The sequence below is a fragment of the Shewanella sediminis HAW-EB3 genome, assembly GCF_000018025.1.
Classification (GTDB): domain Bacteria; phylum Pseudomonadota; class Gammaproteobacteria; order Enterobacterales; family Shewanellaceae; genus Shewanella; species Shewanella sediminis.
Genome location: NC_009831.1, coordinates 1990577 through 2003397 on the forward strand (window position 1 = coordinate 1990577; position 12821 = coordinate 2003397).

General features: G+C 46.8%; 10 protein-coding genes. 4 read left to right on the forward strand and 6 right to left on the reverse strand.

Annotated elements, in window-relative coordinates; translation table 11 throughout:
* Positions 1–256: 256 nt before the first annotated feature.
* The 3 genes from SSED_RS08600 (at position 257) to SSED_RS08610 (ending at position 3512) form a co-directional block, all read left to right on the forward strand.
* On the forward strand, positions 257–901 hold the full coding sequence (locus tag SSED_RS08600) for an MBL fold metallo-hydrolase (protein ID WP_041421602.1): 645 nt from the start codon (positions 257–259) through the stop codon (positions 899–901).
* Between the two features lie 335 nt (positions 902–1236).
* Complete coding sequence (locus SSED_RS08605) at positions 1237–1749, forward strand: DUF1097 domain-containing protein (RefSeq protein WP_012142010.1); 513 nt, start codon at positions 1237–1239, stop codon at positions 1747–1749.
* Positions 1750–2063: 314 nt separating this feature from the next.
* Positions 2064–3512 carry a methyl-accepting chemotaxis protein gene (locus SSED_RS08610; RefSeq protein ID WP_012142011.1) on the forward strand — a complete coding sequence of 483 codons (1449 nt, stop codon included), beginning with the start codon at positions 2064–2066 and terminating at the stop codon, positions 3510–3512.
* A 377-nt stretch (positions 3513–3889) separates the two neighbouring features.
* Here the strand turns inward: SSED_RS08610 and SSED_RS08615 are convergent, their stop codons facing one another.
* Positions 3890–5908 carry an NADPH-dependent 2,4-dienoyl-CoA reductase gene (locus SSED_RS08615; RefSeq protein ID WP_012142012.1) on the reverse strand — a complete coding sequence of 673 codons (2019 nt, stop codon included), beginning with the start codon at positions 5906–5908 and terminating at the stop codon, positions 3890–3892.
* A gap of 108 nt (positions 5909–6016) precedes the next feature.
* Between SSED_RS08615 and SSED_RS08620 the strand changes: the two genes are divergently transcribed.
* Positions 6017–7099 carry an AraC family transcriptional regulator gene (locus tag SSED_RS08620; RefSeq protein ID WP_012142013.1) on the forward strand — a complete coding sequence of 361 codons (1083 nt, stop codon included), beginning with the start codon at positions 6017–6019 and terminating at the stop codon, positions 7097–7099.
* A gap of 29 nt (positions 7100–7128) precedes the next feature.
* Here the strand turns inward: SSED_RS08620 and SSED_RS08625 are convergent, their stop codons facing one another.
* The 5 genes from SSED_RS08625 to SSED_RS23610 form a co-directional block, all read right to left on the reverse strand.
* Entirely contained in the window at positions 7129–8850 is a 1722-nt protein-coding gene (locus SSED_RS08625; protein WP_012142014.1) for an AMP-binding protein, read from the reverse strand.
* Positions 8851–9234: 384 nt separating this feature from the next.
* Positions 9235–10041, reverse strand: coding sequence for an exodeoxyribonuclease III (gene xthA, locus SSED_RS08630; RefSeq protein ID WP_012142015.1), 807 nt, complete (start codon positions 10039–10041; stop codon positions 9235–9237).
* Positions 10042–10077: 36 nt separating this feature from the next.
* Positions 10078–10377, reverse strand: coding sequence for a YciI family protein (locus tag SSED_RS08635; RefSeq protein ID WP_012142016.1), 300 nt, complete (start codon positions 10375–10377; stop codon positions 10078–10080).
* 60 nt (positions 10378–10437) lie between these two features.
* Positions 10438–10989 carry a septation protein A gene (locus SSED_RS08640; protein WP_012142017.1) on the reverse strand — a complete coding sequence of 184 codons (552 nt, stop codon included), beginning with the start codon at positions 10987–10989 and terminating at the stop codon, positions 10438–10440.
* A gap of 128 nt (positions 10990–11117) precedes the next feature.
* Positions 11118–12635, reverse strand: coding sequence for an ExeA family protein (locus SSED_RS23610; protein ID WP_012142018.1), 1518 nt, complete (start codon positions 12633–12635; stop codon positions 11118–11120).
* Positions 12636–12821: the final 186 nt, after the last annotated feature.

The window sequence follows — 12821 nt, forward strand, 5'->3', positions numbered from 1 at the left end:
TCGTTATCGTTATTGGTATAATAGATGGGATTGTATACAAAAATGGGCGAAGAACAAATGCGAGTTTTTATGGTTGGGCTTATCTCAGTTCAAACTTTTGTGAAGAGTTATTAGAGAAATTGATGCAGTTGACGTAATCTTTACTTTTAGCCGATGCAAGCTTAATACTTTAGCGAAACAAAACTTACTCAGTTAGCTAAACGAACCCTTTGGCAGAAGCGCAACCTAAATGATGAATAAGTGCAGGCATGAATCAATGAAGTATCAGATTATTCCCGTAACTCCTTACCAGCAAAATTGCAGCCTGATCTGGTGCAATAAGACGATGAAAGCAGCGGTGATCGATCCCGGTGGCGATCTGGAGCGAATTCTGGCCGAAGTCAATAAGCTTGGCGTAACAGTAGAAAAAGTACTACTTACCCATGGTCATATCGATCATGTCGGTGCGGCGAAGCGCTTAGCAGACCACCTTGGTATCACGGTCTTAGGTCCGCACAGGGACGACACCTTCCTACTCGAAACACTGCCGGATCAAAGCAGTGATTTTGGTTTTCCGGCCTGTGAAGTTCTTATACCCGGCGAGTATCTTGAAGATGGTGCAAGCGTGACTGTAGGCGAGCAGACATTACAGGTCATTCATTGCCCGGGCCACACCCCCGGTCACGTGGTTTTCTATTCAGAAGCCGATAAGAGGGCATGGGTTGGAGATGTACTGTTTCATGGTTCGGTTGGCCGAACTGATTTTCCGCGTTCCAGTCATCAGGACCTTATCGATTCGATCACTAAAAAACTGTGGCCTTTAGGTCGTGAGGTTGAGTTTGTGCCGGGTCATGGTCCAATCTCTACCTTTGGCAATGAAAGGGATCAAAACCCCTTCGTTGCTGATCAGCTTTTTTATTAACCGACTCAGTTGACGTATATGCTTATAGCGATTGGTATAAGAACATTGCGTATTCGATTGATATACCAGAGATAAGCCATGACTTGTGAGTTATGGCTTTTTTTTGTCTGTCCCGTCCTGAGATAACTCTTCGTTGTTGACTGTTTAAAGTGGCTTATCAATGACTCGTTTAGTTGTCTGTTTGTTGGTATTTTTACTACATTAAATATATTTCTTTCAATTATCGCGTGTTTTTTAACCGCAAATTCCAAAAATATGGCCTAGATCCTATTTTTGTTAACGAAAAGGGAGTAATTTAACTATAAATAATATTCCTATGTAATGAGGGGTCATACATGGAAAATCGTTGGCAAATTGCCATATCTGCAGGATTGCTTGCAGCCGTCTGGTGCGGTGTAGCAGACACATTTCATCTGGTTACCTGGATTGGCTTTTTAGGTTGCAGTACCTATTTCGCACAACCTAAGGCTAACTTTCAGGGGGTGGTCGTCACCTGGTGTACCAATCTGTCAGGTGTCTTCTGGGCTTGGTTGATCATCACTGGTAGCGGCTATTTTGATACACCATTAATGGGGTATCTGTTTACCGGCATTGCAACATCAGCGATGTGCTTACAGGCAAGTTATCAAAAACTCTCTTTCATTCCCGGCGCGTTTATCGGTTGTTGTACAACGTTTGCCATGGGGGGCGATCTGGCTAATATCCTGCCCGCATTAATTCTTGGTGCATTATTAGGCTACAGCATGACATTGCTCACCTCACAACTCATCACTATCAAACTGAAATGGCTTGAGTTTAGAGACACAAGCTCAGCTGCCACAACAAGTTCAGGCACAAGCACTGAATAATTTTGTATTGGTATTATACTTAATACCAATCGGCATACGAAAGTGATCTACTTAGAGCGTTATCTGGCTGTTTAATTCAAGGTGAATGAGGGAAGGGATGGTGATCCCTTTCAAGCTTATTCAACGCCGAAGACGGCTGCCAGAAAACTCCAGCAAAGCGAGCTTTAGCATTAACTTCTCGCTGAGCGAACACCTCTTTATGTCGACGATTATAACAACTGAAATATCTAAAATAGACTGTTAATGTCGATCTGGGTAACTGCAGAGGATCTTTGCTCTTATCTTCTCTTAAGATAATCGTGTTGGTAATTAATATGAAACAGATTGAATTTAGAAAAATTGATGCGCTGATGATCAAGCTCAGCCTGAACGGAAAGTTTTTTGTGCTTTGTGCGTTAGTTGCCGTCATTACCACAAGCATAGCCTTGGTGAATTTAAATTATGCTAAGCAAAATGCGGCCGACAGCTCTCTGGCAAGAGCACAGGCAATGGTCGATAGTTTTGCGAAAGTCGCCTCGAATCAAAACCTGAGCGGGAATGATTTGAGAACATTTGCGGATCAGCAAGGCTTGCGCCTCACTGGTCAGATGAAGGCTTATCGTCAGGGTGAGCAGGTGAGCGTCGCTGCGCCCGTGGGTCGTGATTACCTTCAATTAGATGTAAATGTGAAGAAGTGGGAAAAACAGGCACTATCTGATGCGAGCATGATGTTGTGGGTTGCTCTGATAGGATTATTACCGCTTTTCCAGCTAAGTTACTGGACATCGACCTCACTCGGTGGCGGTTTATGGGATATGTATATCGCCATAAAACGTCTGGCCGACGGCGACCTGTCCCAGCGTCTCAATTTTTTTGGTGTTGATGATTTTAGTATGATAGCCAAAGAGATAGACCGCAGTGCCGATAATATGAGTGAGATGGTAACGGCGATCGGAAATAACGCGGGTACACTCGCTCAGGCAGCTGATGAGTTTAATCAGCAAGCGAAACAGAGTGATGAGTTGATTGGTTTCCAGCATCAGTTCCTCGATACGGTCGCTGTTGCTATGGATCAAATGACTGCCGCTATTGAGGAGGTGTCGCGTAATGCGGCCAATACTTCAGATCAAACAAAAGATAACTCCAATCAGGCGGAAATGAGCAAGAAGCAGATCTCTGAGGCCGTTGCACGTATTTCAACCTTAGTTAATAAGATTGATTCGGCATCAGAATCGGTTTCACAGCTCTCTCAAAATGCGTCGGAGATTGGCGCAGTGGTGACAACCATCAATGGGATCTCTGAACAGACTAATTTGCTTGCACTTAATGCGGCGATTGAGGCTGCCAGAGCAGGTGAACAGGGCAGAGGCTTTGCCGTGGTCGCCGATGAGGTAAGAACCTTAGCGGGACGTACTCAACAGGCCACCGTAGAAATTCAATCTATGATTGAAGGGTTACAGACGGGTTCGTCGACGTTATCGACTGTGACCCATGAAATTGTTGAGCAGGCCGATCAGGGCCGTAATGCGATTGTCTCAGTGGGTGAAGATGTAGACTCTATGGCCAAGTCTACCAATGATGTTTTCGATATGAGTTCTCAGATTGCGGCGTCGGCGGAAGAGCAGAGTGTTTCGGCGAGAGATATCGCTACGCAGCTTAATGATATTCGTGAACAATCTGAGACGATTAAACAAACGGCTCAACGTTCAGTCGCGTTAGCCTCCGAGCTTAGCCAATCTTCAGTGGAGCTCGAGACTATCTTGGGACAATACAGGTTAGCTTAATAGGCCTGCTTGTAAAGTTAGTCTCAGTTTAGCGAGCAAAAACGCCCCTTGTTTCTTTCGAACAAGGGGCGTTTTTATTTTGGTTGATAGGTATTCCAAAGCGCATCGAGATTATACCAATCAGTATAAAGGTGAGATCGCTCAGCGAGAGTTTAGCGCTTCAGAGGCAAGGCAACGAGTGAAGAACATAGTTGTTCTACGTTCAAGCTCGTTAACACAGCATCGGATGCGCTAAAACTCGCCTGTTAGGCGTGTTTTTGGCTGCCCACTTCTGCGTTGAATGGCCTCACAAGGGAGCAACCATTCTATCATCCATTCGCCTTGAATTAGTTGCCAAAAAACACGCTGAGTAGATCACTTTCTTATACTGATTGGTATTAAAGCGCCGCGGCGACCTCTGTACCCTGTTTAATGGCACGCTTGGCATCCAGCTCCGATGCGATATCGGCGCCTCCTATTAAACTCACCTTAATATTTTCGGCTATTAAGCTCGAATGAAGCTCCCTGTGTGAGTCCTGTCCGGCGCAGATGATGATATTGTCTACCGCTAAAACTTGGCTTTCACCATCGACAGTGATGTGAAGTCCTTGCTCATCAATTCTGTCGTAGCGGGCGCCCTTGATCATCTTGACCCCTTTATTTTTCAATACGGTACGGTGGATCCAGCCTGTACTTTTACCTAAACCGTCGCCAACTTTTGTCTTCTTGCGTTGAATAAGGAATATCTCGCGTGGGGAGGGTTCACCTTGAGGTTGAATCAGACCGCCAGGTGCTGAAACCGTAAGGTCGACTCCCCACTCTTTCATGTAGCGCTCCTTGTCGAGGCTAGACGATTGGCCCTGATGGGACAGGTACTCACCCACATCGAAACCAATGCCGCCCGCACCGATAATTGCGACTCGTTTTCCCACAGGCTTCTTATACTTCAATACGTCCAGATAGGTCATCACTCTGGGGTCGTCGATTCCGGGGATATCAAGTTGACGGGGGACGATCCCCGTTGCCAGAATAACTTCATCGAAACCGGTTAGGTTTTCCGGTTCAGCCTTAGTGTTGAGCTTAAGCTCGACGCCAGTAAGCTCTATCTGCCTTTGAAAATACCTTAGTGTTTCACTGAACTCCTCTTTGCCCGGTACTTGCTTGGCGATATTGAATTGTCCCCCAATTTTATCATCGGCTTCGAAGAGTGTGACGCTATGGCCACGTTTAGCGGCAGTGGTTGCCGCTGCGAGTCCGGCTGGCCCTGCGCCCACCACGGCGATATTTTTGAGCTCAGTGGCGGGTTCGATGATTAATTTCGTTTCATGACAGGCCTGTGGGTTAACCAGACAGGAGACTAATTTCATCTGGAAGATATGATCTAAACAAGCCTGATTACAACCGATACAGGTATTGATCTCGTCGGCCCTGTCCGCTTCGGCTTTAACCATAAAGTCAGGATCGGCCAACATAGGGCGGGCCATAGAGATAATATCGGCATTACCTTGTGCCAGGATCTCCTCGGCGACTTCGGGGGTGTTGATCCTGTTGGTGGTACACAAAGGGATTGTCACCTCCCTCTTCATTCGCTTGGTTATCTCGGTAAAAGCACCGCGGGGAACACTGGTTGCAATCGTTGGAACCCTGGCTTCATGCCAACCTATGCCTGTGTTAATGATGGTGGCACCGGCCGCCTCTATCCCTTTCGCCAGCTCGACGACCTCCTGCCATGTACTGCCATCTTCGACCAGATCCAGCATCGAGAGGCGGTAGATGATGATAAATTCCTTACCGACGGCTTCTCGGGTTCGGCGGACAATCTCCAATGCTAAACGAATACGATTTTGATAACTGCCGCCCCAACGATCGGTTCTGTGATTGGTGCGCTTACAGATAAACTGGTTAATGAAGTAACCTTCTGAGCCCATGATCTCGACGCCATCATAACCGGCAATTTGAGAGTTCAGCGCACAGGTGACAAAGTCCTGGATCTGTTTCTCTATTCCAGCTTCATCGAGCTCCTTTGGAACAAATGGATTTATCGGTGCCTGTATGGGGGAGCAGCTGACTAATTGAGGCTGGTAGGCGTAGCGGCCGGTATGCAATATCTGCAGACAGATAACTCCATCTTCTTTGTGTACGGCATCGGTAATTAATCTGTGTTTTTTGATATCTTCATCGGTGGCGATCATGGCCGCATTAGGCATGCCGCCACCCTCGACGTTAGGCGCAAATCCTCCCGTGACTATCATGCCGATCCCACCAGCCGCTCGTCTGGCATAGTAGGCGGCCATACGTTCGAAGCCGCCCGGTGCCTCCTCTAAATTGGTGTGCATCGAGCCCATCAAGCCGCGGTTTTTAATTGTTCGACAGCCTAAGTCTAATGGCTCCATTAAATGGGGGTAGGATTTGCTCATCGTGTAATACCTGATAATTATCGTTTGGTTAAAGATAGAGCGAATGATAGGATTGGCCAATGACCAAGTATTACAAATTGATGATTGTAGTTTGCATAGGGATGTCTGATGAAATTAGGTGATATTTCTGTTTCATATATCGAGATTGTGATTAAGGCAATGAAGCACCTGGATATCGATGTCGATGATATTTTAGCTAAATATTCCATCAATCAGGCGGCTCTCTCTTCACCCGATGCAAGAGTAACCATTCCAAAATTTATGCGCATAGGTCATGACTGCATTACAAAAAGTGGTGCCCCCTGGCTTGGGTTGGTGATGGGGGAGGTGACTACGCCGACGAACTTAGGTATTGCAGGCCTGCTGGCACTGTCGGCGCAAAACCTGAAGCAAGCTTGTGAACAAATTAGCACCTATGAGTTGCTGAACAAGTATAACTCCAGAGGACAATCCCGGTTCTACGTGAGTCACTCTTTCGGTATGGAGCAGGGGAAGAGTCGGGAGTTGTGTCGCGATTACGGCATCGAAGATGGCCAGGGCGTGTTAATGTTTTACTCGATCAATCCCTATAATGAATACAATCATTTCGTCGTCGACTCGGTACTATCCGGTTGGCATAGGGTCATTAAAGCATTAACCGGTCGGGAAGATGCGGTTGCTAAGGTCTGTTTTGAATTCCCGGCCCCGGCCTATGCGGATAAATATAGCGAGTACTTCAATTGCGAAGTCCTGTTCGAACAGGCTGATAATTACCTGGTATTAAATGCTGAGGCGCTGAATTGGCCCTGCCAGTATCGCAGTGGACCGACATTTGAGTTGTTAAGACGAGGAGCAGATGAAAATCTTGAGAAGGCTCGATTAGGCTTGAGTTTTAATGAAAAGGTCAGTCGTGCCATCGGGCCCTTGCTTGACGGAACTACACCGACTCTGGAGCAGGTCTCCGAGCAGCTGAATATGGCGCCATGGACGGTCAGGCGCAAGCTGGTCGATGAGGGGGGGAGTTTTCAAAAGACACTCAATGAGACCCGTCGTGATCTGTCAATCTCCTATGTGCGAGATACTGCGCTGACACTCGGGGAGATCGCCTACCTGTTGGGGTTTGGCTCACCCACGGCATTTCAGCGTGCATTTAAACGTTGGACCGGAGAAGCGCCGGGAAGATTCAGATTAAAGCAGGCTTCAAACGAATAAATTATTATCAGCCTGGTCTCACCTATGAGTCAGGCTGACATTTTAACGGGTTCGGTCTCATCTTTTAGTTTTCTGCGTAATATCTTGCCTACGGGAGACATAGGCAGTTCAGCTCTGAACTCATAAAGGCGTGGGATCTTATAGGCCGTAAGCTTATCTTGGCAGAAGGCCTTGATCTCATCGCCGTTGAGGCTGGTGTTATTGTTCGTTACAACATAGAGTTTGACGACTTCTCCACGTTTAGGATCCGGCACTCCTATCGCCGCACAATTGATAACATCCGGGTGGGTGGCCACAACTGCCTCAATTTCATTTGGAAAGACATTAAATCCGGAGACGATGATCATATCTTTCACGCGATCGACAATACTGACATAGCCGTCATCATCTATGATGGCAATATCTCCGGTGAGTAGCCATTTACCATCTTCCGTGAATGATTCTCTCGTCGCCTTGGGGCGATTCCAGTAGCCCTTCATCACCTGAGGCCCCTTAATACACAGCTCACCGCGTTGACCGATAGGCACCTCTTCGCCGATGGCATTGATGCATTTTAGTGCTGTTCCCTGCAGGGCCTGACCAACTGTCCCCTGTCGCTCCAGACCATTAATCGGGTTCATACATACCGCAGGAGAACACTCGGTCAATCCATAGGCCTCTGAGATGCCGACCCCGGTTATTTCTTTCCATCTATTGGCTGTGTCGTCGATCAGTGCCGTTCCGCCCGATAGGGTAAAAATCAACTCACTGAAATCCAGCTCTTTAAAGCTAGGACTCTCCATCAGGGAGACAAACAGTGTATTGAGCCCCATGAGGCCGGTGATCTTAAATGGCTTCATCGCCTTGATAAAGGTCTCTGTGTCTCTGGGGTTAGCTATCAGAACACTGTGTTCACCTAACCTGAAGAACGCCATCATGTGTACGGTAAACGAGTAGATATGGTAGAGCGGCAGGGGGGCGACCATGATCGACTGTTTGTTATCTTCTATAAGAGGATTACCTTGCTCATCGGTCTGCGCGACTACGGAGCCTGCCTGAAGCATGTTGGCGATGATGTTGGCATTGGTGAGCTCGGCGCTCTTTGCCACCCCAGTGGTACCGCCGGTATATTGCAAAACGATGGTGTCATCTGGGTTTGGAAGGTGAGCGGGCGTAAAGCTTTTACCCTTACACAGTTTCAGAGCTTTTCTAAATGAGATGGCTTCAGGCAGATGATATTTGGGTACCATCTTCTTGATATGTTTGACGGTGGAGTTGATTAGCACGCGTTTCACGCTGGGTAGCATATCGGCGAGGCTGGCAACCATGACCAGCTCCAGATCCGTCTGTTCCTGAATATTCTCTACAGACTTGGCAAAAATATCCATACAGAGCAGGGCTTTTGCCCCGGAGTCGTTAAACTGGTGGATCATCTCCCGCTCAGTATATAGGGGGTTGGTATTGACGATTCTAAGGCCGGCTCTGAGCGCACCGTATACGGCAATAGGGTATTGCAAGGTGTTGAGCATCTGAATGGCGATGGCATCGCCCGGAAGTAGTGAAGTATGATTTTGCAGGTAATGAGCAAACGCGGCGCTGTATGCGTCAATCTCTTGGAAGCTTAATGTATGGCCTAAGCTGGTAAATGCGGGTCTGTCAGCATATTTAACAAATGCTTCCTCGATGGCCTGAACTGCCGAGCTGTATTCATTGAAATTAATTTTATCTTTAATTCCTGAAGCGCGTTTACCATCCCAAAAAGATGCTTCCATATTTCCCTCTCAGCTCGTCATCTGCTTTTTATTCTTGAGTCAACGAACACGCTTACCTGTGATGCTCGTCTCGAAATCTACTTTTGTATGACGACTATCACTCAAATTCTAAGTGATGAGAAGTGGTGAGAAGTGACCCAAGATGACAAATTAGTACCCCAAGCAAACGATCGTTTTAATCAGTTGACTGAATACGACTGTTTCTGCGGGAAACTCAACATTTGGTGATGATTAGGCGTGTTGGTTAACCAGCTGCTTTTAATTGAGTTGATCAATATTTGAGGGAATAAGATTAAGGCTGGATGTTTAAAAGAGAGGGTCTATAGCCGGTGATTGAAACTGGCTATAAACCCCGCAGATGTTTCATTCGATATGAAAATATCCTTACTTGAACGTGCTCCAAATCGGGGCATGGTCGGAAGGCTTTTCTATGCCTCTAAGCTCGTAATCTACATCTGACTCGACCAGACGTTCTGCCAATGACTTAGTCGCTAACACGACGTCGATGCGTAGTCCACGGTTATCAACGAAGCCTTTGCTGCGGTAATCGAACCAGGAGTAGCGCTCGCTGCGCTCGGGGTGAAGCTCACGGAAGGTATCTACCAGGCCCCAGTCCATCAATGTCTTCAGCCACTCCCGCTCTTCGGGTTGAAAACTGCACTTGCCGGTTTTTAGCCAGCGTTTGGCATTAGGGGCGCCGATGCCGATATCGAGATCTACCGGTGAGATGTTGATGTCACCTATGATAGCGATATCTTCATCCGGGGTGTGGTGCTCGTTAAGATACACCATCAGGTCTTTATAGAACTTGCGCTTAGCCGGGTACTTGGTCTCATGGCTGATATTATCGCCTTGAGGGAAGTAGCCATTTAATATCGTCAGCGGTCGGCCATTTTCTTGGGTGAATGTGCCCATGATCATGCGGCGTTGCGCCTCGTCATCATCGGTTGGAAACCCTTTTTGTACTTTTACAGGCTCAAGCTTAGATAACATGGCGACACCGTAATGGGCCTTGCCACCATGATAGTGCACCTTGTACCCCATGGCTTCGACATCTGCCACAGGGAATACATCGTCATGGGCCTTCGTTTCCTGTAAGCCGATCACATCTGGCTGGTGGCTATCAATCAGCGCCTGTAGTTGGTGTAATCTGGCGCGAATACCATTGATATTAAAAGAGACGATTTTCATCAATCAAAGTTCCTGATATATGTTCCTGAGCTAACCTTACGGCAATACACGTTTGAATGGTTTAACGATCACATTTTCATATACGCCAGCCGCAATATAGGGGTCCTGATCGGCCCAGTCTTGAGCATCTTCGAGTGATGCAAAATCGGCAACGACTAAAGAGCCGGTAAAGCCTGCTTCACCTGGGTTTTCACTGTCGACAGCAGGGTGAGGCCCGGCCACTAAGAGACGTCCTTCATCGGCAAGCAGTTGCAAACGAGCTAAATGCTCAGATCGCACGCTTAGGCGCTTTTCTAAACTGTTCTCAACATCTTGAGAGGAGATCATATACCACATGGTTATTGTTCCTTTTATCTGTTCTGGCACGTAATTAATGATATTTAAGGGAGCTTACCCTTACTTATTATTTAACTCTTTCTTATGTTCTTCTGGCATATTCTTATAGAGATAAATTACGGTAATGACCGTATTGACTAAGGTGAGAGCCGTTAAGCCGAAGACTTTGAAGTTGACCCAAACCTCTTGTGGCAGGCTAAATGCTACATAAATATTGACCAGGGCACACGTAATAAAGAAAGAGACCCAGTACCAGGTGACATGAGCCCAAATTCTGTCTTCAACAACTAACTCTTTGCCCAACATACTCTTGAGAATTGGCTTGTTGATCAATTGACTGACGGCAAGGGCTATGGCGAATAGGGCATAGACGACGGTGACTTTCCATTTGATAAATGCATCATCATGAAAGACCAGAGTGAGGGTACCGAAAACCGTCACCATAACGAAGGTGATAAGGTGCATCTTCTCTATTTTTTTGTAAAGCAGGTAGGTCACTATCAACTGCAGGGCTGTGGCGGCAATTAATGCACCGCTGGCAGCATAGATATCGAATAACTTATAGACGGCAAAGAAAATCACTAACGGCAGAAAATCGAGCAGTTGTTTCATAGGAGTTTTATTAAATTAAGTATTCAAAAAGTGAGGCCGAGTGTAACACGCAAGCCAGGTTTGATAAACGTCATTGCTCAGTTACCAATGCTGTGGCGTATCTGCGATGACACACACATTGGATCTGCCTAGTTCTGAGATGCCACCAGAGCTTGCCAGCCCTTCGGGAGGGGTTTAATCCAGGTATCGATTTGGCACTTTTCTGTCATTAGCCGTTTCGTCTGTTTTGCCTGAGGTAAGGTCAGGTGTTCTGAGGTGAGATAATAGGTCTCATTGTGATGTCTGATAAGTAAATTAATGTTCTCACAGTGAAACTTGGTTATGTCATCGGGACGGGCACGTCCTGCATAGATCTGTAGTACATACCAGTTCGGTTGAACCCGGACCAGAGGCTTGGTCGATTGATTACGGTCCACGTTTGATGAAGCTTTAGCATCTGCATCCATTTCGGATGATTGAGCGATAAGAGCGTGCTCAGTTTCTTGTTCGATGATTGGCGTCTTTTCCTGCTCGCTGGGCCCATCCACTGCACTATGTTCGGCGTTGATAGCACCTTGCGCTTCATTGAAATGTTTCGGGGGGAGCTGGAAGTTCTGCGCTGCTATCGGGTCTCGTTCTTTGAGCCTGGAGCTTTCTTCTCCATCCAATGCCAACTGCTCTTGGGGGAGGCGGCCTGCCATCATAGCGGTTTCTGTCATAGTCTCTTGTTCGACTCGGTCAGTTGGCTTTTTTGGAACGCTGTGGGTTAATGTCAGCGTGAGTATCATTAACACCGCCACAGTCGCGACCGCCATTGCGCTTAGCGTAGCGAAAAGGGAGCGGTCATTGCGTGGCTTTATTTTAATCGCCGGAATTTGACTGACGGCAGTAGAGATGATGCTTGAATCTATGGTGTTTTTTGATTGAGCATGGCCAATCATCAAAGCCTGTTCACAGAGCTGGTTAATCATAGAGGGCCGCCCTCCACTGTATCTATGTACAGCCTTTAAGGCTGCGGGAGCAAACAGCGGATCGTGATGGCCTGCCACCCTCAGGTGATGCTGTATATACGCACTTGTTTCTGATTGGGAAAGCGAAGGGATATGAAGCCTTGCCGTGATCCTTTGCGAGACTTGTCTAAGCTCCTCTTGCCTCAACATCTGAATTAACTCGGGTCTGCCAACCAAAATCAACTGGAGTAACTTTTTTGTGTCAGTCTCTAAGTTTGTCAGTAGTCTGAGTTGTTCCAGTACTGCACTGCTCAGGTATTGTGCTTCGTCTATGATAACCAGTGTGCTACGGCCCTGAGCATCGTTATTGAGCAAGAATTGACAGAGAAGATCGGTAAAGCACTTTAGGCTGGGGGTTCCTTCATAAGGAATATTGAGTTTATTGCATACCTTCGCCAATAATTCATGTTCACTTATCGAAGGGTTAGTGATGAAGGCCGTATCGTGGGTGGTTGATACCTGTTTGAGAAACGCTTTGACTACACTCGTTTTACCCGAACCCTCTTCGCCGGTTAACAGCACGAATCCGCCGGTTTCATTTAAACCGTAATTCAGACAGGTCAGGGCCTCTCTGTGATGCTCACTGAGAAACAGGTTACTAGAAGAAACTTCGTTCGAAAATGGGTTTTCATTGAGCCGGTAAAACGCTTGAAACATAAGAGCCCTCAGCGTCAGTTATGAATGTAGAGTCATCAACGTCTTTTTTAAAGGTAGAGAGCCCTCAACGTCTGCTGTAAATGTAAAGTCATCAACGTTTCTTTATAAAGGTTAAGAGCCTTCAGCGTCAGTTAAACACTCAAATAATTTTTCACACTTTTACAAATTTAAAGGGTTATCAACGCC